Origin of the sequence: Pseudomonas sp. CH235, from assembly GCF_004368175.1 — a bacterium.
Taxonomy (GTDB): Bacteria; Pseudomonadota; Gammaproteobacteria; order Pseudomonadales; family Pseudomonadaceae; genus Aquipseudomonas; species Aquipseudomonas paraglycinae.
Genome location: NZ_RRZJ01000027.1, coordinates 34,584 through 57,344 on the forward strand (window position 1 = coordinate 34,584; position 22,761 = coordinate 57,344).

General features: G+C 60.4%; 27 protein-coding genes. 15 read left to right on the forward strand and 12 right to left on the reverse strand.

Features of this window, described 5'->3' with window-relative positions:
* Positions 1-51 precede the first annotated feature (51 nt).
* On the forward strand, positions 52-579 hold the full coding sequence (locus tag EIY71_RS22595) for a TRAP transporter small permease (protein WP_129974002.1): 528 nt from the start codon (positions 52-54) through the stop codon (positions 577-579).
* Entirely contained in the window at positions 579-1,859 is a 1,281-nt protein-coding gene (locus EIY71_RS22600; RefSeq protein WP_011334824.1) for a TRAP transporter large permease, read from the forward strand. The genes EIY71_RS22595 and EIY71_RS22600 overlap by 1 nt, the downstream gene beginning before the upstream one ends.
* 47 nt (positions 1,860-1,906) lie before the next feature.
* On the opposite strand, the gene EIY71_RS22605 is transcribed toward EIY71_RS22600, so the two are convergent.
* From EIY71_RS22605 to EIY71_RS22615, 3 genes are read right to left on the reverse strand one after another with little or no spacing between them, the layout of a single operon-like run.
* A complete protein-coding gene (locus EIY71_RS22605) occupies positions 1,907-2,707 on the reverse strand; it encodes a sulfite exporter TauE/SafE family protein (RefSeq protein ID WP_085746066.1) in 801 nt (266 codons plus the stop codon).
* Between the two features lie 9 nt (positions 2,708-2,716).
* Positions 2,717-3,961, reverse strand: a complete 1,245-nt coding sequence (locus EIY71_RS22610) for an FAD/NAD(P)-binding oxidoreductase (RefSeq protein ID WP_085746065.1) — start codon at positions 3,959-3,961, stop codon at positions 2,717-2,719.
* A gap of 38 nt (positions 3,962-3,999) precedes the next feature.
* Positions 4,000-4,338, reverse strand: a complete 339-nt coding sequence (locus tag EIY71_RS22615) for a helix-turn-helix transcriptional regulator (RefSeq protein ID WP_007952897.1) — start codon at positions 4,336-4,338, stop codon at positions 4,000-4,002.
* Between the two features lie 98 nt (positions 4,339-4,436).
* Between EIY71_RS22615 and EIY71_RS22620 the strand changes: the two genes are divergently transcribed.
* Together EIY71_RS22620 and EIY71_RS22625 are read left to right on the forward strand one after the other, a co-directional pair.
* On the forward strand, positions 4,437-5,300 hold the full coding sequence (locus EIY71_RS22620; RefSeq protein WP_102718256.1) for an MBL fold metallo-hydrolase: 864 nt from the start codon (positions 4,437-4,439) through the stop codon (positions 5,298-5,300).
* A gap of 127 nt (positions 5,301-5,427) precedes the next feature.
* Positions 5,428-6,288: a tyrosinase family protein gene (locus EIY71_RS22625; protein WP_085746063.1), complete on the forward strand. Its 861-nt coding sequence runs from the start codon at positions 5,428-5,430 to the stop codon at positions 6,286-6,288.
* Positions 6,289-6,302: 14 nt separating this feature from the next.
* On the opposite strand, the gene bkdR is transcribed toward EIY71_RS22625, so the two are convergent.
* Entirely contained in the window at positions 6,303-6,791 is a 489-nt protein-coding gene (gene bkdR / locus EIY71_RS22630; protein WP_085602691.1) for a Bkd operon transcriptional regulator BkdR, read from the reverse strand.
* 185 nt (positions 6,792-6,976) lie between these two features.
* On the opposite strand from bkdR, the gene EIY71_RS22635 reads away from it, so the two are divergent.
* From EIY71_RS22635 to EIY71_RS22655, 5 genes are all read left to right on the forward strand, one after another.
* Positions 6,977-8,212 (forward strand): 3-methyl-2-oxobutanoate dehydrogenase (2-methylpropanoyl-transferring) subunit alpha, encoded by a 1,236-nt coding sequence (locus EIY71_RS22635; RefSeq protein WP_007952906.1) that lies wholly within the window; start codon positions 6,977-6,979, stop codon positions 8,210-8,212.
* A 1-nt stretch (position 8,213) separates the two neighbouring features.
* On the forward strand, positions 8,214-9,272 hold the full coding sequence (locus EIY71_RS22640; RefSeq protein ID WP_003224000.1) for an alpha-ketoacid dehydrogenase subunit beta: 1,059 nt from the start codon (positions 8,214-8,216) through the stop codon (positions 9,270-9,272).
* Complete coding sequence (locus EIY71_RS22645; RefSeq protein WP_085746062.1) at positions 9,273-10,553, forward strand: dihydrolipoamide acetyltransferase family protein; 1,281 nt, start codon at positions 9,273-9,275, stop codon at positions 10,551-10,553.
* 4 nt (positions 10,554-10,557) lie between these two features.
* On the forward strand, positions 10,558-11,931 hold the full coding sequence (gene lpdA, locus EIY71_RS22650; protein ID WP_085746061.1) for a dihydrolipoyl dehydrogenase: 1,374 nt from the start codon (positions 10,558-10,560) through the stop codon (positions 11,929-11,931).
* Between the two features lie 236 nt (positions 11,932-12,167).
* On the forward strand, positions 12,168-13,187 hold the full coding sequence (locus tag EIY71_RS22655; protein ID WP_011334831.1) for a branched-chain amino acid aminotransferase: 1,020 nt from the start codon (positions 12,168-12,170) through the stop codon (positions 13,185-13,187).
* 52 nt (positions 13,188-13,239) lie between these two features.
* Here the strand turns inward: EIY71_RS22655 and EIY71_RS22660 are convergent, their stop codons facing one another.
* Positions 13,240-14,079, reverse strand: coding sequence for a TIGR03915 family putative DNA repair protein (locus tag EIY71_RS22660; protein ID WP_064380563.1), 840 nt, complete (start codon positions 14,077-14,079; stop codon positions 13,240-13,242).
* Entirely contained in the window at positions 14,079-15,296 is a 1,218-nt protein-coding gene (locus EIY71_RS22665; RefSeq protein WP_134023216.1) for a putative DNA modification/repair radical SAM protein, read from the reverse strand. Before EIY71_RS22665 ends, EIY71_RS22660 begins: the two co-directional genes overlap by 1 nt.
* 261 nt (positions 15,297-15,557) lie before the next feature.
* Between EIY71_RS22665 and EIY71_RS22670 the strand changes: the two genes are divergently transcribed.
* Positions 15,558-16,301, forward strand: a complete 744-nt coding sequence (locus EIY71_RS22670; RefSeq protein ID WP_085746058.1) for an SDR family NAD(P)-dependent oxidoreductase — start codon at positions 15,558-15,560, stop codon at positions 16,299-16,301.
* Here EIY71_RS22670 and EIY71_RS22675 read toward each other — a convergent pair.
* The gene (locus tag EIY71_RS22675) at positions 16,298-17,059 is read right to left on the reverse strand and encodes a helix-turn-helix transcriptional regulator (protein ID WP_085746057.1); all 762 of its coding nucleotides are present in this window, start codon (positions 17,057-17,059) and stop codon (positions 16,298-16,300) included. The two genes, EIY71_RS22670 and EIY71_RS22675, sit on opposite strands and share 4 nt — an antisense overlap.
* Before the next feature lie 79 nt (positions 17,060-17,138).
* Here EIY71_RS22675 and EIY71_RS22680 point away from each other — a divergent pair, with 79 nt between their 5' ends.
* Entirely contained in the window at positions 17,139-18,239 is a 1,101-nt protein-coding gene (locus tag EIY71_RS22680) for a cytochrome P450 (RefSeq protein ID WP_085746056.1), read from the forward strand.
* Here EIY71_RS22680 and dmeF read toward each other — a convergent pair.
* The 4 genes from dmeF to EIY71_RS22700 form a co-directional block, all read right to left on the reverse strand.
* The gene (dmeF, locus tag EIY71_RS22685; protein WP_041475578.1) at positions 18,236-19,168 is read right to left on the reverse strand and encodes a CDF family Co(II)/Ni(II) efflux transporter DmeF; all 933 of its coding nucleotides are present in this window, start codon (positions 19,166-19,168) and stop codon (positions 18,236-18,238) included. The genes EIY71_RS22680 and dmeF overlap by 4 nt on opposite strands.
* A gap of 11 nt (positions 19,169-19,179) precedes the next feature.
* Complete coding sequence (locus EIY71_RS22690; protein ID WP_085746055.1) at positions 19,180-19,455, reverse strand: metal/formaldehyde-sensitive transcriptional repressor; 276 nt, start codon at positions 19,453-19,455, stop codon at positions 19,180-19,182.
* Between the two features lie 182 nt (positions 19,456-19,637).
* Positions 19,638-19,949: a helix-turn-helix domain-containing protein gene (locus EIY71_RS22695; protein ID WP_096822566.1), complete on the reverse strand. Its 312-nt coding sequence runs from the start codon at positions 19,947-19,949 to the stop codon at positions 19,638-19,640.
* 3 nt (positions 19,950-19,952) lie between these two features.
* Positions 19,953-20,276 (reverse strand): type II toxin-antitoxin system RelE/ParE family toxin, encoded by a 324-nt coding sequence (locus EIY71_RS22700; protein ID WP_102687780.1) that lies wholly within the window; start codon positions 20,274-20,276, stop codon positions 19,953-19,955.
* Positions 20,277-20,861: 585 nt separating this feature from the next.
* Here EIY71_RS22700 and EIY71_RS22705 point away from each other — a divergent pair.
* The 4 genes from EIY71_RS22705 (at position 20,862) to EIY71_RS22720 (ending at position 22,220) form a co-directional block, all read left to right on the forward strand.
* The gene (locus EIY71_RS22705) at positions 20,862-21,233 is read left to right on the forward strand and encodes a DUF6124 family protein (RefSeq protein WP_129973993.1); all 372 of its coding nucleotides are present in this window, start codon (positions 20,862-20,864) and stop codon (positions 21,231-21,233) included.
* Between the two features lie 10 nt (positions 21,234-21,243).
* Entirely contained in the window at positions 21,244-21,525 is a 282-nt protein-coding gene (locus tag EIY71_RS22710; RefSeq protein WP_129973992.1) for a hypothetical protein, read from the forward strand.
* Between the two features lie 119 nt (positions 21,526-21,644).
* Positions 21,645-21,884 carry a pyocin S6 family toxin immunity protein gene (locus tag EIY71_RS22715; RefSeq protein ID WP_011334842.1) on the forward strand — a complete coding sequence of 80 codons (240 nt, stop codon included), beginning with the start codon at positions 21,645-21,647 and terminating at the stop codon, positions 21,882-21,884.
* A gap of 27 nt (positions 21,885-21,911) precedes the next feature.
* A complete protein-coding gene (locus tag EIY71_RS22720) occupies positions 21,912-22,220 on the forward strand; it encodes a hypothetical protein (protein ID WP_240664954.1) in 309 nt (102 codons plus the stop codon).
* Between the two features lie 72 nt (positions 22,221-22,292).
* Here the strand turns inward: EIY71_RS22720 and EIY71_RS22725 are convergent, their stop codons facing one another.
* A complete protein-coding gene (locus EIY71_RS22725) occupies positions 22,293-22,631 on the reverse strand; it encodes an FKBP-type peptidyl-prolyl cis-trans isomerase (protein ID WP_064380576.1) in 339 nt (112 codons plus the stop codon).
* Positions 22,632-22,761: the final 130 nt, after the last annotated feature.

A 22,761-nucleotide genomic window follows, 5' to 3' on the forward strand; every position in this document is an offset into this window, starting at 1 on the left:
CAGCGCTGGCGTCGCTCGACGCTCACGCCTGCCCGGTTACGGTGGAACCCGATGAAGAATTTGCTGCTGCGCATCAATGACCGGATTTACATGGCCTGCATCTGGGTCGCCGGTCTGTCGGTGCTGACCATTTCCCTGATCATTCCCTGGGGCGTGTTCGCCCGTTACGTCCTCGGCACCGGTTCAAGCTGGCCGGAGCCCACCGCCATCCTGCTGATGATGGTCTTCACCTTCATCGGCGCCGCCGCCAGCTATCGCGCCGGTGCGCACATGGCGGTGGCGATGGTCACCGATCGCCTGCAACCGAAGATGCGCCGAACCATGAGCATTATTTCGCAAGTGCTCATGGGCACCATCTGCCTGTTCATGACCATCTGGGGCACCAAGCTGTGCCTGTCGACGTGGAACCAGTTCATGAGCGCCCTGCCGACATTGCGGGTCGGCATCACCTACATGCCGATCCCCGTGGGTGGTGCGCTGACGCTGATTTTCGTGCTGGAAAAACTGTTGCTCGGCGATCAAAGCAATCGCCGCGTGGTGCGGTTCGACCTGGTTGAAGAAAACGAAGGGGCTGCCTGATGGACGCATTGATTCTGCTGGGCAGTTTTATCGCACTGATCCTGATCGGCATGCCGGTTGCCTACGCGCTCGGGCTGTCGGCGCTGATCGGCGCATGGTGGATCGACATCCCGTTTCAGGCCTTGATGATCCAGGTGGCGGGCGGGGTGAACAAATTCTCCCTGTTGGCGATTCCGTTCTTCGTGCTGGCGGGCGCGATCATGGCCGAGGGCGGCATGTCGCGACGGCTGGTGGCGTTCGCCGGGGTGCTGGTGGGGTTCGTGCGTGGCGGGCTGTCGCTGGTCAACATCATGGCCTCGACCTTTTTCGGTGCGATTTCCGGGTCGTCGGTTGCTGATACGGCGTCGGTGGGTTCGGTGCTGATCCCGGAAATGGAGCGCAAAGGCTACCCTCGGGAATTCTCTACAGCGGTCACCGTCAGTGGTTCGGTGCAGGCTCTGCTGACTCCACCGAGTCACAACTCGGTGCTCTACTCGCTGGCCGCCGGCGGCACCGTTTCGATTGCTTCGCTGTTCATGGCCGGCGTGGTGCCGGGTCTGCTGATGAGCGCGTGCCTGATGGTGTTGTGTCTGATTTTTGCGCGCAAACGCGACTACCCCAAGGGCGAAGTGATCCCGCTGCGCGAAGCCCTGAAGATCTGCGGCGAAGCCTTGTGGGGCCTGATGGCGATGGTGATCATTCTCGGCGGGATTCTGTCGGGGATCTTCACGGCCACCGAGTCGGCGGCCATTGCCGTGCTGTGGTCGTTTTTCGTCACCATGTTCATCTACCGCGACTACAAATGGAGTGAACTGCCGAAACTCATGCACCGCACAGTGCGCACCATTTCCATCGTGATGATTCTGATCGGCTTCGCCGCCAGTTTCGGCTACATCATGACCCTGATGCAGATCCCGGCGAAGATCACCACGCTGTTCCTGACCCTGTCCGACAACCGCTACGTGATCCTGATGTGCATCAACGTCATGCTGCTGTTGCTCGGCACCGTGATGGACATGGCGCCGCTGATCCTGATCCTCACGCCGATCCTGATGCCGGTGATCCTCGGTATCGGCGTCGACCCGGTGCAGTTCGGCATGATCATGCTGGTCAACCTCGGTATCGGCCTGATAACGCCACCGGTGGGAGCCGTGCTGTTCGTGGGTTCGGCGGTGGGCAAGGTCAGTATCGAAAGTACGGTGAAGGCGCTGCTGCCGTTCTACGCCGTGCTGTTCCTGGTGCTGATGCTGGTGACCTACGTTCCAGCGCTGTCGCTGTGGTTACCGCATCTGGTGTTGTAACGCTGACGCTGTGGCGAGGGCGCCTGGTTCTCGCCACAGGTTTTGTCTCACGCACACAGCAACATGTAAGCGGCGACCACCAGACATACGCTGGCAAACCCCACCTGCAACGTCCTCGCCGGCACCCGCGCGCAGAGTTTGCGGCCGATGATCATGCCGACGATGCTGGCCACGATGAACGACGCGCCAAGATGATCGATCCGCACCCCGGCATGGAACGCGCCGATCACGCCGATGGCGGAAATCAGGCTGATGACCATCAAGGACGTGGCGACGATCCCGCGCATCTGCACATCGGTCAGTTGCTTGAACGCCGGCACGATCAGAAACCCGCCGCCAACCCCCAGCAACCCGGACACCACGCCGGTGACCGCGCCCAGTGCCGCGAGGGTCGCGGTGCATTTGGCGGTCCAGTCGAAACGGCCGGTCTGCTCATTGAGCATGCAGTTCTTCTGGCCCCAACTGGCGTGGCCATGATCGCTGGGTCCCTGCTGCTGGCGTTCGCGGCGCAGCATGCGCCACGCCACCATCACCATCAGCAGGCTGAACAGGATCATCAGGACCTTTTCCGGCAACTGATGGGCGAAGTAGATGCCCACCGGCGAAAACACCGCGCCGAGCGCCGCGATCAGTAGCGCCGCGCGATAACGCACCAGACCATGGCGCAAACCATCGATCGCGCCGACCGCCGCTGCGCTACCCACCGCAAACAACGCCACCGGCGCCGCCTGCGTCATCGTCCAGCCCAGCCCGAGCACCAGCGCCGGCACGGCGAGAATCCCGCCGCCGGCCCCGGTCATACCGAGGATCAATCCCATCACCACGCCAAACAGGCTTGCCAGCAACATAGAGTGTTCTCAGTCGATCCTGGACAGGCTTGTCAGCCATTCGCGGCCCTTGAGCATGCCGTTCCAGTAGAACCACGGCAGCAACGTCGCCTTCAGCCACCACGCGGAGCGGCGCGGCACGGTCGGGTCGAGGGGAAAGGTTGGCAGCAGTTTTCCGCCATAGCCGAACTCGGCGAGGATCACCTTGCCCTTCTCCACCGTCAGCGGGCAGGAACCGTAGCCGTCGTACTTCAACGGCAGCGCCAGTTCTTTGCGCACCGCCAGCAGGTTTTCCGCCACCACCACAACTTGCTTGCGCACTGCCGCGGCGGTTTTCGCATTGGTGGTGCCGCAGATATCGCCCAAGGCAAACACTTCGGGATAGCGCGGGTGTTGCAGGGTGTGCGGGTTGACCTCGCACCAGCCGGCGGCATCGGCCAGCGGACTTTGCGCGATGAAGTCCGGTGAAACCTGCGGCGGAACGACGTGCAGCAGATCGAAAGTCTTGGCCTGGCGGGTGACGTTACCCTCCGCATCCTTGACGTCGAACCAGGCGGTTTTCGCCGGGCCGTCGACCTTCACCAGATTCGAATTGAACGCCAGCCGCGCGTTGTATTTGTCGATGTACTTCATCAGCGGCGGCACAAAGGTCGGCACACCGAATAACGCAGCTCCGGCCAGATTGAACTCGACCTCGACCTTGCTCAGCACGTTGCGCTTGAGCCAGTGATCGCAGGACAAGTACAGCGCCTTTTGCGGCGCGCCGGCACACTTGATCGGAATCGGCGGCTGGGTGAACAGCGCTTTGCCGCCGCTCAGTTTCTGCACCTGATCCCAGGTGTATTGCGCGTGCTGATAGCTGTAGTTGGAGGTGACGCCGTGCTGGCCGAGGCTGTCCTGCAAGCCTTCGATCTTCTCCCACGCCAGGCGCAGGCCGGGGCAGACGATCAGGTTCTGATAAATGACCGTGCGTTGATCGTTGAGGGTGAGACGGCGCTGGTCGGGGTCGATGCCGGTCACGGCTGCCTGAATCCAGGTGGCCTGACGCGGCATCACCTTGTTCATCGGTCGGGCGGTGTCTTTGGCATCAAAGGCGCCACCGCCGACCAGCGTCCACGCCGGCTGGTAGTAATGCAGGGTGCTCGGCTCGATCACCGTGATTTTCAGGCCGGGATCGCGCTTGAGCAGGCTCGCGACAAAACCGATGCCGGCAGTGCCGCCGCCGATGACCACGATGTCCGCACTGATGGATGGGCCCCAGTGTTGATCGTTCATTGTTTGTTCCTTATGGCTGCACGCAAGGATAGCCGGGTCTATTGCGCCCAGCTTTTGAGCACGGCTCCGCAGTAGAGTCCGGAAAGGGTTTTCATCACCTGGATCACTTCGTGACTGGCGAGACCGTAAAAAATGTACTTGCCTTCACGACGGGTCGCGACCAGCCCTTCATCGCGCAGGATGCCCAGTTGCTGGGACAGGGTAGGCTGACGCACGCCGGTCATTTTCTCCAGCTCGCCGACGTTGCGCTCGCCCTGGGTCAACTGGCACAGGATCAATAGCCGATCCTCGTTGGCCAGGGCCTTGAGCAGCGAACAGGCCTTGGAGGCCGAGGCCCTCAGCTGGGCGACTTCACATTCGGTCAGACTGGATTGCATTTGCAGGATGCCTTCAACGTCACTTAAGCTGCGGACATTATGTGTTTACATAAAGTGTTGCAACCTGACTTTTCACCTTCCTGCACAGGACCGCGTACATGCCCGCGCTGATTGAAGCTTTCCTCGACCCCGCCTCTTCGACCTACAGCTACGTGGTCTACGAGGCCGACGGCGGGCAGTGCGCAATCGTCGATCCGGTGCTTGATTACGACGGCGCCGCCGGCCGCACCTGCACGGCTCAGGCGGACAAGATCATCGCCTTCGTGCACGCCCATAACCTCCAAGTGCAGTGGCTGCTGGAAACCCACGCCCACGCCGATCACTTGTCCGCCGCGCCGTACCTGCGCCGGGAACTGGGCGGGAAAATCGCGATTGGCGAATCGATCAGCAAAGTGCAGAACGTGTTCAAGGCGCTGTTCAACCTGGAACCGGAATTTCGCGTCGACGGCTCGCAGTTCGATCACCTGTTCGCACCGAACGAATCGTTCAGGATCGGCAATCTCAAGGCCACCGCCCTGCACGTTCCCGGCCACACCCCGGCGGACATGGCTTACCTGATCGACGGCGAACAGATCCTGGTGGGCGACACGCTGTTCATGCCCGACGTCGGCACCGCCCGTTGCGACTTTCCCGGCGGCAACGCCCATCAATTGTTCAATTCGATTCACAAGCTGCTGGCCTTCCCCGCCAGCGTGAAGCTCTACGTCTGCCACGACTACCCGCCGCAAGGTCGCGACTCGCAGTGCCAGACCACCGTGGGTGAACAGCGCAAAAGCAATATCCACGTGCATGACGGCGTCGACGAAGCCGCGTTTGTCGAGATGCGCACCAAGCGCGATGCAGGGTTGGGCATGCCGACGCTGTTGCTGCCGGCGATTCAGGTGAATGTGCGCGCAGGAAATTTGCCGCCGGCGGAAGGCAATGGCGTTGTCTACCTGAAGATTCCGATCAACTCCGTGTAAGAAAAAATCATTGAAGGAACCGGAAACAAGGGGATTCGTACCTGGCACGTCGGATCCCATGAACTGGGCGTAATCTCGGCCAACAGGCAGACTTCATGGGGTAATCAACCCATGGAGATTTGGCAATATGGATATTCGCCGTAACCATCGCGACCTGACGCCGGAACAGAAACACGCCTTCGTAAATGCCATTCTGATACTGAAAAACCAGACGCCCAGCGTACTGCGCCCGGGTCAGCAGAGTCGCTACGATGACTTTGTACAGATCCACAAGAATTCCATGGGACGAGGTAACCCGATCTTCCCCAACCCCCATGGAACCCCTTTATTTTTTCCCTGGCATCGCGTCCTGATTCGCCAGTTCGAGCTTGAACTGCAAGCCGCCGCAGACAACCCGACCATCACGCTGCCGTACTGGAACTGGAGCATGAATGGTGCGGATGACCCCTTTACTGACGATTTCATGGGCAGAGACGGCGACCCGACGCAAAACCAGCGGGTAACCATTGGCCCGTTTGCCCTCGAGCGTCGTTTATTCGGCATAAAGGTCTGGGATGGTGAGACAGGAGATCCTGGCTTGCGGCGCAACTTCGGAGCAGGCCCCTCACCGCTCCCCTCTGCGCTGGATGTCGAAACCTTATTGAACAGAACGCCCTACTGGCTCGAACCGACCGGATGGGAAAATCTGACGGAAATGATGCACAACGATGTGCATGCCTGGGTTGGAGGCAACATGGGCGAAGCCTCCTCTCCCAACGATCCGTTGTTCTTCTTGCACCACTGTTATCTCGACTTTCTCTGGGAGCGCTGGAAGCGCAAACACCCGACCGAGCCGGTGATCGCATTTCCCGAGAACGCACCACACGGGATGCTCGGTTCAACGCTGATGTTCAATCCGGACAATGAACCTGCGCCCTGGCTTCAGCCTTTCAGGGTGGAACAGACCTTGAACACGGCAAGTCTGGATTACGGCTATGCCGATCTCTGATCAGGGCTGAGCACTCAGCTCCCGAGGATCAGGCCATTGGCCGGTAATGGCAGTGCCGTTTTGTAGCGCACCTGCTTGAGGGCAAAGCTTGACCGGATGTTCGCCACGCCGGGGACTTTGGTCAGAAAGTCCATCATGAAGCGTTCAAGCGCCTGAATGGTCGGCACCAGCACGCGGATCAGATAATCCGGGTCGCCGGCCATCAGGTAGCACTCCATGACTTCGGGGCGGTCGGAAATCGCCTCTTCGAAATGCTGCAGCGCTTCCTCTACCTGCTTCTCGAGACTGACGTGGATGAACACGTTGACGTGCAGCCCCAGCAGGTCGGCATCCAGCAGGGTCACCTGCTCGCGGATCAGCCCCAGCTCTTCCATTGCCTTGACCCGGTTGAAGCACGGCGTCGGCGACAGATTGACCGAACGGGCCAGGTCGGCGTTGGTGATGCGCGCGTTCTCCTGAAGGCTGTTGAGAATGCCGATGTCGGTACGGTCCAGTTTGCGCATGAGACAAAACCACCTGTTTTTTATGTTTATGCAGAATTTCTATCTGCAAATGATCTTCAGCGCAACGAAACAGAGAGAAATATTCTTCTTGCCCGGGCCTATGATTGTTGTAGGACAAGATTTCTTTTATCGAAGAATGACTGCCAGCTCACTACAAGAAATTCACAAGATCGAGCGTAGAAGCCATGACCCAAGCGTATGAACCGCTGCGTCTGCACGTCCCTGAACCCTCGGGCCGCCCAGGCTGCAAAACCGATTTCTCCTACCTGCATCTGACCGATGCGGGCACGGTGCGTAAACCTTCCATCGACGTTGAACCGGCCGACACTGCCGACCTGGCTCGTGGCCTGATCCGCGTGCTCGACGACCAGGGCAACGCTCTCGGCCCGTGGGCTGAAAACGTGCCGGTCGAGATCCTGCGCAAAGGCATGCGCGCCATGCTCAAGACCCGGATCTACGACAACCGCATGGTGGTCGCCCAGCGTCAGAAAAAAATGTCGTTCTACATGCAGAGCCTTGGCGAAGAAGCCATCGGCAGCGCCCAGGCCCTGGCCTTGAACATCGACGACATGTGCTTCCCGACCTACCGCCAGCAAAGCATTCTGATGGCTCGCGACGTACCGCTGGTCGACCTGATCTGCCAACTGCTGTCCAACGAGCGCGATCCGCTCAAGGGCCGTCAACTGCCGATCATGTACTCGGTCAAGGACGCAGGCTTCTTCACCATTTCCGGCAACCTCGCCACTCAGTTCATTCAAGGCGTGGGCTGGGGCATGGCCTCGGCGATCAAGGGCGACACCAAAATCGCCTCCGCCTGGATCGGCGATGGTGCCACCGCCGAATCGGACTTCCACACCGCCCTCACCTTCGCCCACGTTTATCGTGCGCCGGTGATCCTCAATGTGGTCAACAACCAGTGGGCGATCTCGACCTTCCAGGCCATCGCCGGTGGTGAAGCCACCACCTTCGCCGGACGCGGCGTCGGTTGCGGCATCGCTTCCCTGCGGGTCGATGGCAACGATTTCTACGCGGTCTACGCCGCCTCCGCCTGGGCTGCAGAACGCGCTCGCCGCAACCTCGGCCCGACCATGATCGAATGGGTCACCTACCGCGCCGGCCCACACTCGACTTCCGACGATCCGTCCAAATACCGTCCTGCCGACGACTGGAGCCACTTCCCGCTGGGCGACCCGATCGCCCGCCTGAAACAGCACCTGATCAAGGTCGGCCACTGGTCGGAAGAAGAGCACGCCGCCGTAAGCGCCGAGCTTGAAGCCGAAGTGATCGCTGCACAGAAACAGGCCGAACAGTACGGCACCCTCGCCGGCGGCCAGATTCCAAGCGCCGCGACCATGTTCGAAGACGTCTACAAAGAGATGCCTGAGCACTTGAAGCGCCAGCGTCAGCAGTTGGGGATCTGACATGAACGATCACAACAACAATATTCAGTTGGAAACCGCCATGACCACGACCACCATGACCATGATCCAAGCCCTGCGCTCGGCCATGGATGTGATGCTTGAGCGTGACGACAACGTTGTGGTGTTCGGCCAGGACGTCGGCTACTTCGGCGGCGTATTCCGTTGCACCGAAGGCCTGCAGACCAAGTACGGCACCTCGCGGGTGTTCGATGCGCCGATTTCCGAGAGCGGCATCGTCGGTGTCGCCGTTGGCATGGGCGCTTATGGTTTGCGTCCGGTCGCCGAGATTCAGTTCGCCGACTACGTGTACCCGGCGTCCGACCAGATTATTTCCGAAGCCGCCCGTCTGCGTTATCGCTCGGCCGGCGAGTTCACCGCCCCGATGACCCTGCGCATGCCCTGCGGCGGCGGCATCTACGGCGGCCAGACCCACAGCCAGAGCATCGAGGCGATGTTCACTCAGGTCTGCGGTCTGCGCACGGTCATGCCTTCCAACCCGTATGACGCCAAAGGCCTGCTGATCGCCTCCATCGAAAACGATGATCCGGTGATCTTCCTCGAGCCGAAACGCCTGTACAACGGCCCGTTCGACGGCCATCACGACCGCCCGGTAACCCCGTGGTCGAAACACCCGCAAGCTCAGGTGCCGGACGGTTACTACACCGTGCCGCTGGACGTTGCCGCCATCACCCGTCCGGGCAAGGACGTGACCGTACTGACCTACGGCACCACCGTTTACGTATCGCAAGTTGCGGCCGAAGAATCCGGCGTTGACGCTGAAGTCATCGACCTGCGCAGCCTGTGGCCGCTGGACCTGGAAACCATCGTCAAATCCGTGAAGAAAACCGGCCGTTGCGTGGTGGTTCACGAAGCCACCCGCACCTGCGGTTTCGGCGCCGAACTGGTGTCGCTGGTGCAAGAGCATTGCTTCCACCACCTGGAAGCGCCGATCGAACGCGTCACCGGTTGGGACACCCCCTACCCGCACGCGCAGGAGTGGGCGTATTTCCCTGGGCCGTCCCGAGTGGGCGCGGCGCTGAAACGGGTCATGGAGGTCTGAATGGGCACGCACGTTATCAAGATGCCGGACATCGGCGAAGGCATCGCAGAAGTAGAACTGTCGCAGTGGCACGTCAAGGTCGGCGATCTGGTCGTTGAAGATCAGGTGCTGGCGGATGTGATGACCGACAAGGCAATGGTCGACATTCCGTCGCCAGTCCACGGCAAGGTGATTGCGCTGGGCGGTCAGCCGGGTGAAGTGATGGCGGTCGGCAGTATTCTGATCAGCATCGAGGTTGAAGGCGCAGGCAATCTGAAGGAGTCGGACAAACCGGCACCTGTGGCGGCGAAAGAAACTCCAGTCGCAACCAAAGTTGAAGCTGTCGTTGAAAGCAAACCTGCTCCCGCCGCACCACGTCCGGCAGCTGCCGTTTGCCAGGGTCCGATGGTTGCTCGCCAAGCCGATGAGCGTCCGCTGGCCTCGCCGGCCGTGCGCAAGCATGCGCTGGACCTGGGCATTCAATTGCGTCTGGTGCGCGGTTCCGGCCCGGCCGGTCGCGTGTTGCACGAAGACCTCGACGCCTATCTGGCGCAAGGTCAGTCGAAAGCTTCGGCGCCGGTCGCCGCCGCGTACACCCAGCGCAACGATGAAGAGCAGATTCAGGTTATCGGCATGCGCCGCAAGATTGCCCAGCGCATGCAGGACGCCACTCAGCGTGCCGCGCACTTCAGTTATGTCGAGGAAATCGACGTCACCGCGATTGAAGAGCTGCGTGCCCACCTAAACGAAAAACACGGCGCGAGTCGTGGCAAGCTGACCTTGCTGCCGTTCCTCGTGCGCGCACTGGTCGTCGCCCTGCGCGACTTCCCGCAAATGAACGCCCGTTACGACGACGAAGCCCAGGTCATCACCCGCCTCGGCGCGGTGCATGTCGGCGTCGCTACCCAAAGCGATGTCGGCCTGATGGTGCCGGTGGTGCGTCACGCCGAAGCGCGCAGCCTCTGGGACAGCGCGGCGGAAATCTCCCGCCTCGCCACCGCCGCCCGCAACGGCAAAGCCAGCCGCGATGAACTCTCCGGCTCGACCATCACCCTGACTAGCCTCGGCGCCCTCGGCGGCATCGTCAGCACCCCGGTGCTGAATCTGCCGGAAGTGGCGATCGTCGGCGTCAACAAAATCGTCGAACGCCCGATGGTCGTCAAAGGCCAAGTGGTGATCCGCAAGATGATGAACCTCTCCAGCTCCTTCGATCACCGCGTGGTCGACGGCATGGACGCGGCGCTCTTCATCCAGGCCATTCGTGGCTTGCTCGAACAACCCGCGACCCTGTTTGTGGAGTGATGGCATGCAAACTCTGAACACCACGCTGCTGATCATCGGCGGCGGCCCCGGCGGTTACGTGACGGCCATTCGCGCCGGGCAACTGGGCATTCCGACCATTCTGGTCGAGGGCGAATCGCTGGGCGGCACCTGCCTGAACATCGGCTGCATTCCGTCAAAAGCACTGATTCATGTGGCCGAACAGTTTCACCAGACTCAGCATCACAACCAGCATTCGGCACTGGGCATCAGCGTTTCGGCGCCGACCCTCGACATCACCAAGAGCGTCGAATGGAAGGACGGCATCGTTGATCGCCTGACCACCGGCGTCGCCGCGTTGCTAAAGAAGAACAAGGTTCAGGTCATCAATGGCTGGGCCAAGGTCATCGACGGCAAGACCGTGGAAGTCGGCGACACCCGCATCCAGTGCGAACACCTGGTGCTAGCCACCGGTTCGAAAAGCGTCAATCTGCCGATCCTGCCGATTGGCGGGCCGATCATATCGTCCACCGAGGCGCTGGCGCCGAAGTCGGTGCCGAAACGCCTGATCGTGGTGGGCGGTGGTTACATCGGTCTGGAATTGGGGATTGCCTATCGCAAGCTCGGCGCCGAGGTCAGTGTGGTCGAGGCGCAGGATCGGATCCTGCCGGCCTACGACGCCGAACTGACCCAACCAGTGCACGACGCGCTGAAGCAACTGGGCGTGAAGCTGTACCTCAAGCACAGCGTGCTGGGCTTCGACGGCACGTTGCAGGTGCGCGATCCGAACGGCGACACCCTGAACCTGGAAACCGATCAGGTGCTGGTGGCCGTTGGTCGCAAACCCAATACCCAGGGCTGGAACCTTGAAGCGTTGAACCTGGACATGAACGGCTCGGCGATCAAGATCGACAGCCGCTGCCAGACCAGCATGCGCAACGTCTACGCCATCGGCGACCTGAGCGGCGAGCCGATGCTGGCCCACCGCGCCATGGCTCAGGGCGAGATGGTTGCCGAGCTGATCAGCGGCAAGACCCGCGAATTCAACTCGACCGCCATTGCTGCCGTGTGCTTCACCGACCCGGAGCTGGTGGTCGTCGGCAAGACCCCGGACGAGGCCAAGGCGGCGGGCCTTGACTGCATCGTGTCGAACTTCCCGTTCGCGGCCAATGGCCGGGCGATGACGCTGGAATCGAAAACCGGCTTCGTGCGGGTGGTCGCTCGTCGGGACAATCATGTGATTGTCGGCTGGCAGGCGGTCGGTGTCGGGGTCTCGGAATTGTCGACTGCGTTCGCGCAAAGCCTGGAAATGGGCGCGCGACTGGAAGACATCGGCGGCACCATCCATGCGCACCCGACCCTGGGCGAAGCGGTGCAGGAAGCGGCGTTGCGTGCCCTCGGCCACGCGTTGCACCTGTAACGCTCGGTCGCAGATCGTTCCCACGCTCCGCGTGGGAATGCCTCCACGGACGCTCCGCGTTCGGCTGTTGGGACGCAGAGCGTCCCGGACTGCATTCCCACGCAGAGCGTGGGAACGATCAAAGGCAGAGATTTCGGGCTGCGAAACCGCTCAAGAATGAAGTATTGTTGTGCCCATCCAAAAAAACGTCAGAAGCCTTGAACCGCTTCGGCGGTTGTTCAGTGATAGAGGGTGTCATGGGTAACGAAAGCATCAACTGGGACAAGCTGGGTTTTGACTACATCAAGACCGACAAACGCTATCTGTCGTACTTTCGCAATGGCGAGTGGGACAAAGGCACCCTGACCGAAGACAACGTGCTGCACATCAGCGAAGGCTCCACTGCCCTTCACTATGGCCAGCAATGCTTCGAAGGCCTGAAGGCCTATCGTTGCAAGGACGGCTCGATCAACCTGTTCCGTCCGGACCAGAACGCCGCGCGCATGCAACGCAGCTGCGCCCGCCTGCTGATGCCGCATGTGTCCACCGAGCAGTTCATCGAAGCGTGCAAGGAAGTGGTTCGCGCCAACGAGCGCTTCATCCCGCCTTACGGCACCGGCGGCGCGCTGTACCTGCGCCCGTTCGTGATCGGCGTGGGTGACAACATCGGCGTGCGTACCGCACCTGAGTTCATCTTCTCGGTGTTCGCGATCCCGGTCGGTGCCTACTTCAAGGGCGGCCTGACCCCGCACAACTTCCAGATCTCCACCTTCGACCGCGCCGCGCCACAAGGCACCGGTGCCGCCAAGGTCGGTGGCAACTACGCGGCCAGCCTGATGCCGGGCTCCCAGGCCAAGAAAGCGCACTTCGCTGACGCCATCTACCTGGATCCGCTGACCCACAAGAAGATCGAGGAAGTCGGTTCGGCCAACTTCTTCGGGATCACCCACGACAACAAGTTCGTGACCCCGAACTCGCCCTCGGTACTGCCGGGTATCACCCGTCTGTCGCTGATCGAACTGGCCAAGTCCCGTCTGGGCCTGGAAGTGGTCGAAGGCGACGTGTTCATCGACAAGCTGTCGGACTTCAAGGAAGCCGGTGCTTGCGGTACTGCGGCGGTGATCACCCCGATCGGTGGCATCAGCTACAACGACCACCTGCACGTGTTCCACAGCGAAACCGAAGTCGGCCCTGTGACCCAGAAGCTCTACAAAGAGCTGACCGGCGTACAGACTGGCGACGTCGAAGCGCCAGCAGGCTGGATCGTCAAGGTTTGACCTGACGGCCAGATGCACAAAAGCCCCCATCGAGTGATCGATGGGGGCTTTTTTATTCGTTTGGCTCCGTGGCCTTCATGGCAATCCGCTTGCCCGCACGACCGGCAATGCCGCTCGCCTGCCCGTTCTGCTGCTTGCCCATTCGTGCCTGGGTAATCAATCCGGGAATCAGCTCTCCTTCCGGCAGGTTCTTCCAGAACCGCGTCGGCAAATGCCCCTGCATGACTTTCTCGTTCAAACGCGCCGGGTTGAAGATGTGGCTGTAGTACGTCAGCCACAAGTCACCGTGGGGATCGTCGACATTCTGCGCCAGTTGCTGCCACTCCAGCGGACACTGACGTTCATGGATCAGTTGTTCACCATCGTAATAAACCCCGTCGCGAGGCGTGGCGATCAGCCAGCGATGCCGGCCCATGCGCCCGATAAAGTGTTCGCTGGCGCTGTGCAGAATGTCGTGGGCCGGTTCGTGCCATGCGACGTATTGCGGGCCCGGCAGCTCTGGCGGGCGCTCGATGAAGCGCACGAACGCATGCAGATGATGGGCTTCGCGCTGCACCTGCTTGATCCGCCGCTGCAACTCGCTGCCCAGCTTGTCGCCAGCCATCATTGCCGTGCGGTCACCGTGGCTGACTCGCCACAGCACTTCATACAGCAGACTCCAGCGTTGATCGCCCCGGTAACGAGATGCTTGTTCCAGGGTGTCGAGCAAAGCACGCGGAATCCGTGCCTGAAACGGCCCCTGCCCTTCGGGCACTGACACGTCACTGGCAAACAGATCACTTACCCCTTCCGACGCCCAGCTCACCAGACTCGGATCGATTTCATGGCTGAGCAGCCAGCGCGCCTGTTGGCGCCAGGTGTCGAACAGGTCGTCGCAGTCGAGATTGATCATCACCACAGCCCCATCTGTTGCGGCATTGGTCGGTCGCGCAACTGCTGATAAAGCATCTGGCTAGTGACCTCGGCCTGCTGCGGGTGGTAATCGCTGGTGATGATGAACGGCTTGGCCTTGGCCAGCACACAGCGCATGCGCGCCACGTCTTCGTAGCGAATGCGCCGCTGCCGACGCAGTTCCACCAGACGTTCGGTGGTGCGCAAGCCGATGCCGGGAATGCGTGAAATCAACGCCGGTTCGGCGCGATTGAGGTCCAGCGGAAACACCTCGCGATTCTGCAGCGCCCAGGCCAGTTTCGGGTCGATATCCAACGCCAGATTGTCCGGCCCCGTAAGCAACTCACCGGCGGTATAGCCATAACCGCGCAACAGAAAATCCGCCTGATACAAGCGGTGCTCGCGCATCAGTGGCGGTGCGGCCAGTGGCACACTTTTAGGACTGTCGGGAATCGGACTGAAGGCCGAGTAATAGACCCGGCGCAAACGGAAGTTGCCGTAGAGCGCCTGTGCGCTGTGCAGGATGGTGCTGTCGTCGGTGTCATCGGCACCCACAATCATTTGCGTGCTCTGCCCGGCCGGGGCGAACTTTGGTGCGCGAGGTTCGTTGAGCACGGTCTGCACACCGGTGTAGATGGTGTTCATCGCCTGCTTGATCGAGCCGATGTGCTTCTCCGGCGCGAGAGTTTGCAGGCTGGCATCGGTGGGCAATTCGATGTTGACGCTCAAACGGTCAGCATAACGCCCGGCCTCTTCGATCAACGCAGGATCCGCATCAGGGATGGTCTTGAGATGAATGTAGCCACGGAACTCATGCTCTTCGCGCAGCAGCTTGGCGACGCGCACCAGTTGCTCCATGGTGTAGTCCGCCGAACGAATGATCCCCGAGCTGAGAAACAACCCGCTGACGCAATTGCGCCGGTAGAAATCCAGGGTCAGCGTCACCACTTCCTCGGGCGTGAAACGCGCACGCGGCACGTCACTGGAGCGCCGGTTGACGCAGTATTGGCAGTCGTAGAGACAAAAGTTGGTCAGCAGAATCTTGAGCAGCGACACGCAACGCCCGTCCGGCGTGTAGCTGTGGCAGATGCCCATGCCATCGGTTGATCCCAGCCCGCTTTTGCCCTCGGAGCTGCGCTTGGGCGCGCCACTGCTCGCACAAGAAGCGTCGTACTTGGCGGCGTCGGCGAGGATGCTGAGCTTGTCGATGATTTGCATGGCACGGACTCGATACTGTTCGCATATACAGTATAGACAGCGATTGGCTCACACAAGGTGCAATGCCGCTCTTCGTCGGAATGTCGCACCGCAGCAGTCAGGTCAATTTGACTCAGCAGCAGTCAGATTGACTCGACCCCACAAGCGTCATAATGACTATCAACCCTACGCAGCCCTTGATATCAAAGGCTGTCCGGCATGGCCCGAAAATTGACTGACTCCCCGTAGCCATTTGGCTGAAGACCAAAACGGGAGTCGAACATGGATCATGTTTTTCAGGGCAAGCTTGCCGTCGTCACCGGTGCCAGTTCAGGCATAGGCCTGGCCGCGACCGAGCGTCTGCTGGATCAAGGCGCGCGCGTATTGGCCATGTCGCGAAAACTCGGCGCACTGGCCGAACTGCTTGAGCGGTATACGCAGCAACTGGTCTGGCAACCCGGCGATGTCACTCAAGCCTCTGACCTTGCCTCCTTGGCCGAGCAAGCTGCGAGTCTGGGCCCGGTGAGTTTCGTGGTGCCCAATGCCGGTATCGCAGAACTCGCCGACGGGCTCGACAGTTCGGCGTTCGATCGCCAATGGGCAGTGAACGGCGCCGGCGCCCTTAACACCTTGGCCGCCCTGCGCCCGCACCTTGCAGACAAGGCGTCAGTGGTGTTCATCGGTACTTTTCTGGCCGGAATCAGTTTCGCGGGACTGGCCGCCTATATCGCATCAAAAGCAGCATTGATCGCCCACGCCCGAACCCTCGCGGTCGAGCTGGCACCCCACGGTGTGCGCATCAATTGTGTCTCCCCCGGCCCGACCGCAACGCCGATCTGGTCAACGCTGGGCCTGAGTGACGAAGCGCTCGGCGACGTGGCCCAAGGCGTCAACAAACGACTATTGGGCGGACAATTCCTCGAACCTGCGGCAGTGGCCGACGTCATTCTGTTCCAGCTGGGCAATGGCGCACGCGGCGTCATCGGTCAGGACTGGGTGGTCGACAGCGGATACACCTTGAGCTAACGCGCATGCACCGATCCGGGCGTGGAATCAGCCAACTGGCGACCTGACGAATCCCGCCCGGCTTCGGGCAAAACCAGCCCCCAGCGCGATGACAATTCTCGGCGCCCCTGCACCGTCAACGTCAGCGCCCGACTGTCCAGATCCTGCGTCACCCATTTGCGCTTCAACGCAGCCTGCAACAACGCCGCCCCGAGCGAACCGCCCAGATGTGGCCGACGCATGCTCCAGTCCAGGCACGGGCAGGCAAAGCGGCGGCGCATCGTCGGCAGATCCTTGACCTCAATGCCCAGCCCTTCAAAAAACGCCTCCCCGCTTTCACTGAGGCGATAAACCTGCTCGTCGGTTTCCACCAGCCAACCACCCTCCAGTAACCGGTCATGCAACAACACCGCCAGCGTCCCAGCCATGTGGTCGTAGCAGGTGCGGGCGAATTGCAGGCGATCCGGCGTGTGCGGTTTGAAGGTCGGTGCGGGGTTCTGACCGATCACCATCAGCGCTTCCAGCGCCTGGGCCACGCGCTTGTCGGCGAGGCTGTAATAACGGTGGCGGCCCTGCACGTGCAGGCGCACCAGCGCCAGGTCCTTGAGCTTGGCCAGGTGAGCGCTGGCGGTCGAGGCGCTGACGTCGGCGAGGGTCGCCAGCTCGGTGGCGGTGCGGGCGTGGCCGTCCATCAGCGAGCACAGCATTTTGGTCCGCGCCGGCTCCGCGATGGCGGCAGCCACTTGCGAGACGCCGATGTCTTGATGTTCTGCGTGCATATTTCGCTCCCGGACGAATCATCGCCCTCAAGGACTGGAGATAGTAGCAACACTTTCCCCACCGACAAGGTTGCGATCCATGGACCCGATCATCGCGGCGACTCACGCCGATCCCTACCCCTACTACGCCGAACTGCGCGCAGCGGGCGGGCTGACTTTTCATCACGGACTGAAACTGTGGATTGCCAGTAGCGCCCGCGCGGTGTGCGCGGTGTTGGCGCATCCGGATTGCAGGGTGCGTCCGGTGCAGGAGCCGGTGCCCAAAGCCATCGCCGATGGCATGGCGGGCAAGGTGTTTGGCCTCTTGATGCGTATGAATGACGGTGAAGCTCAGCGTTGCCCGCGTTCGGCCATTGAGCCTCCGCTGGGGCTCTTTGATCGGGAAGGAGTCAGCGCTCTGGTGTCCGCGCGGTTGATCACCAATGATTCCGACGGCCTCTATAAAGCCATGTTTCGCGGCCCGGTGTGCGTGGTTGCATCGTTGCTCGGATTCACCCCGGCGCAGGCGCGGGTCATCAGTGAACTGACGGCGGATTTCGCGGCGTGTCTGTCGCCACTGAGCAATGACCTGCAACTGGCCGCAGCCCATCGGGCGGCGGAGCAATTGCGCGGTTACTTTATTGAATTGCTGGCGGATCCGAATCCGTTTCTCGCCGACATCCAACAGCGTTTTGTCGGCGAGGAGGATGTGCTGCTCGCCAACCTGATCGGCCTCTGTTCGCAGACATTCGAAGCCACCGCCGGGCTTATCGGTAATGCGCTGGTGGCGTTGCAGCGTCAGCCTGAATTACGCGCGGCGTCAGTGGATTCGTTGCTGGCTGAAGTCCAGCGCTTCGATCCTTCGGTACAGAACACCCGTCGATTTGTGGCGAACAGCTGTGAAATCGACGGCGTGCGGCTGGAAGCAGGTGACGTGATTCTGGTGCTGCTGGCCTCGGCCAATCGCGATCCGGCACTCAATGAAAACCCGGATCGCTTTATGCCGGATCGCCCGAATCGCCGCAGCTTCACGTTCGGCAGCGGTCGGCATCAATGTCCCGGACAGATGCTGGCAATGACGATCGCCAGCGCCACACTCACTGAAATCCTCGCCCGCGACATCGATCCGGGGCGATTCGCATGGCACTACCGGCCTTCGCTGAATGGGAGAATTCCGATGTTCAGCGAGGTGCAGCCTTAAGCGTTGCGCAATTCGATGGTCAGGTGCGAAAGTTCATGCACCGGCGCCAAGCGCTCACGGATCGCGTCGGCAGTCACGCCCGCCACCGCGACCACACTGACAATCGCCGCCCGCGCCTGCGGGCCGACCTGCCAGACGTGCAAATCGCTGATGCGCACATCATCGGAGGTTTCCAGCAGTTCGCGGATCTCCTCGGCCACGGGTTCATCGGTGGTGTCGAGCAACACGGCGGCGCTGTCGCGCATCAGGTTCCAGGCCCATTTGGCGATGACGATGGAACCGACGATGCCCATCACCGGGTCCATCCACACCCAGCCCAGATAGCGCCCGGCCAGCAGCGCGGCAATCGCCAGCACCGACGTCAACGCGTCCGCCAATACGTGCACGTAGGCTGAACGCAGGTTGTTGTCGTGATGGTGGTGATGGCCATGATCGTGGCTGTGGTCGTGACTATGGCCGTGGTCGTGATGGCTGTGGTGACCGGCCAGCAGAAAAGCGCTGAGCAGGTTGACGCCCAGGCCGACCACTGCAATCAAGGTTGCTTCGCCGAACGCCACACTGGTTGGCTGGAACAGACGGAAAACCGATTCCCCGGCAATCCCCAGCGACACCAGCCCCAACACCATCGCCGAGGCAAAACCCGCCAGATCGCCGACCTTGCCGGTGCCGAAACTGTAGCGTCGGTTGTTGGCGTTACGCCGGGCAAAACCATAGGCCGCCGCCGCGATGCCCAAGGCGCCGGCGTGGGTCGCCATGTGGAAACCGTCGGCCAGCAATGCCATGGAACCGGTGAGATAACCGGCGGCAATTTCGCCGATCATCATCACGAAAGTCAGCACCACCACCCACAGGGTGCGGCGGGCGTTTTCATCGTGCGAAGCACCGAGAAACTGGTGGTTGTGGGAAAAGTCATCAACCTTGAGGGTCATGATGTCGGCGCTCACTTGGAATATCGGCGGATGGCCAGCAGCAACTCTTCCACGCCCTGGGCGCGGGCTTCGTCGCTAAGGTCGGGACGGGCGACATGCTCGCGGGCGTGGGCCTCGATGAACTGCTCCATCAAGCCATTGACCGCGCCGCGAATCGCCGCCATCAGGTGCAACGTCTTGGCACAATCGGCCTCGGACTCCAGCGCCCGTTCAACCGCCTGAACCTGCCCGGCAATACGCCGGACCCGGTTGAGCAATTCGCCTTTGTGTTCGTGCGTGTGCGACATACCTATACCTCCTACCCCTATATGGCGAGCATAGTCGCTGTTCCGATCGAGAGGGGCAAGGCCTGTTTTCGACCATCCGTCCCAGCTTGAATTTTTGACGTGAAAGGATTGAGGCGGAGCGTCAGTCGGCAACCGCCTCTGGAAGGTGTTTCAGAGGCAGGATCGTTGAGAACCCTCGTCTGTCAGGCCCATTGCAGTGGCGAGGACGACGAGAAGCAGAGGTCTACGTCCAGTTGCGCTGCAGCCGACAGGTTGACCAGCGCATCCAGAGAGAACTTGTCGATTTTGCCGTTGAGTACGTCGTTGAGGCGCGGCTGGGTGATGCCTAGACGCTTGGCCGCCTCCTTCTGCGGAAGCTCCCAGGCACGAATCGTTTCGCACAACGTGCGCATCAGCTTGGCCCGCAGGCGCATGTTGGCCGCTTCCTGCGGCGTGTCTTCCAGTGCATCCCAGACGCTTGCGAAACGCTGGGAAGAGTTTTGATGATCCGTCATGGTTCAACCTATTTCCTGGTATCTGGCCCGTGCCAGTTCTATGTCTCGCGTCTCGGTTTTGCGCGTGGTCTTTTGCAGGGCGTGCAGCACATAAATCGCGTCAGGCCGGTTGACCACATAAAACACTCGATACGCTCCTGAATCCTCGGTGATTCGGATTTCATTGACGCCCCGCCCGACGGTCTTCATGGGGCGCCAGTCAAAGGGTTCGTCACCCTGCTGCAACAGATCCAATTGGAATCCGGCAGCTCTGCGAGCATCGAGGGGAAAAGCTCTCAGATCCTTGAGCGCACTCCCGACAAATACCACGTCCTTGTGTCTTGGCATTGGCTTCTCCTGTGTTGGAAGGAAAAGCGTAATAGCCCGGACGGAATCGTGTTGCACAGGTGTGTTGCAAGGAATGGCAGCGATCACATACCAGCAGACTATATCGAAACCGATATAAATCAAGTTTGAATTGGCTTATCTGACATTTGGTATCACAAAGTAGAAATTCGCGAGCCAGCGCACCTGATATGCCGACGCAGAACCCTTGTGGGAGCGAGCTTGCTCGCGATGGCGGACTGAAAAATGAAGCATCATTTTGCCCTCATCCGAGAGGCTACATCGCCTTGCGCCTTTGCCTACAACTACGCCAGAATCCGCCGGCTTGTGCAGCTTGGGGCCTGCCAGTAACTTGATTCGCATCACTGAATGGTCAGTGAACGGGTTTAGTCGCTCGGTGCTTTTTCTCAAGTTCGCAAACTGTCATTCAGTCAGGTATCTCTACGCCTGTACTCAATGGTAGCTGTGCGCAGGGCGCCTTCGGGTGCGCCGGTAATGCTTGGGTACTGGTCGACTAACCTGCGTACAGCTGCCACCTATTGTTTAGTCGCAAGAACGTGTCAGCCTCATTTTGAGGTTACCCAGCAAATGTTCAAATACGTTCCCGATCCACCCGAAACTGACGTACCCAACGAGTCCGACCCAACCTCTCCTTACTCCACAACAGACTCAAAAAAACTCCACGAAGCCGCCGAGCGCGCCCTCGACCATTACCTGAAACCCACCGCCCCGAAACAACACTGCCCCGGCCGCATGTTCCTGGTCGCCCCCGACCTGGATCAACATGCCCTGCTGGCCCACGCCTGCGAGTCGATGGCTTCGGCCAGCGTGATGCTCGGCGACTTCGCCGCGCTGCTGGACCCGCCCTACCGCAGCACCGTGCTGGGCATCGCCCAAGTGGTGATGTGTGGCGAGCTCGCCGTGAACCGGGCGCTGGACACTCTCGATGCCACGACCTGAGGAACACCCCATGGAAAGCAAATCCGATGCACACGTCGTCGCCGCCCTGATCTCCATCGGCCTCAACGAGAAAGACAGCCAATGGGCCCAGAAAGCCTGCCTGCTACTGCTCGAGAGTGAACGGAAATCCATCGTCAGCGCCGCCCTCACCGCCCTCGTCCAGATTGCCCGCGACCATGGCGAACTGGACCGCAACCGCCTGCTGCCGGCACTCACCAGCGTAAAGCGCAGATTTCCAAGCCTGACCGGCACGGTTGCCGCGACGCTGGATGAGATGGCGATGGCTGCGTAACACCCAGGGCACAAGGCAAGAAAAAAACCGCTGCCTCCGTGAAGGGAGGCAGCGGGTTCAGTGTTTTCCTAGCTCTCCAATAACAAGGTTAACCCCCAAGTAAATATAGGAGGCTTTTAATGTTTTTATGGATAAGTGGCTTTTTGAAAGGTGATGAAGAGGACGACTCTTTGAAGTTTGAACTGACGGTGAAGCCTGAGGCAGAAGCTGCGGTTTTAGCGTTGCTGGGTTGGGAAAGCCTAGAAGAAAGCGAGGCCGGAGAATGGTTATTGAATGACGGTCAGGTCCGGCAAATCGCTTCAGTCCTTAATGAACACCTACCAACTGAACTAGATCTTTTTATCGGGGTTCGGGAATAGTTGAGTCTTTTCTATCAAGAACCAACAGTGAACCACGATGAAGCAGTGAGGATTCTTGAAAGCGGCGTGGAAAGGAATGTTGTCGCTGGATTGATTTCTATTGGCTTGAACGAATCAGACAGAATCTGGGCTCAGCAAACCTGCCTGAAGTATTTCGCCAGCAGCAATGAGTCGGTTGTCGCATCTGCCATTACCGCTTTGGGCCACATTGCTCGAAGGCACGGCAAACTGGACAAAGACATTGCCTTCGCGGCCCTGGAAGAAGCAAAGACAAGATTCCCCTCCCTGGAAGGCGTGATCGCAGACACGCTTGACGACATTGAGGCATTTACCTGATTCATCGGGCCCTTGCATGCAGGACGTTGTGATCAGGAACGCCCCTCATCACAACGTACTCACCAACGAGCTTCAATCCTCCCGCGTCAAAACCTCCAGCAACTCAATCTCGAACACCAGATTCGAATTCGGCGGAATCTTGCCCATCGTCCGTTCGCCATAACCCAGATGCGCCGGCACCAGCAGTTTGCGCTTGCCGCCAACCTGCATCCCCATGATCCCCTGATCCCAGCCCTTGATCACCCGGCCCGTGCCGATCACGCACTGAAACGGCTTGCCCCGGCTCCAGGACGAATCGAATTCGGTGCCGTCTTCCAGCCAACCGGTGTATTGGGTGGTGATCAACGCGCCTTTGACGGCGGCTTTTCCGTCTCCGGTCTGAAGATCGATTATCTGCAGTTCATCATTCATAACATTCACTCTATCGTTCCGCTGGCCGCCGTTTTCCCAGAAATACCGGCCATTGGCAACCGTTTGACCCTACGTCGGCCGTGATGGATGATGGCCACCCGCTACCAATCCTGATCGATACGCCATGACA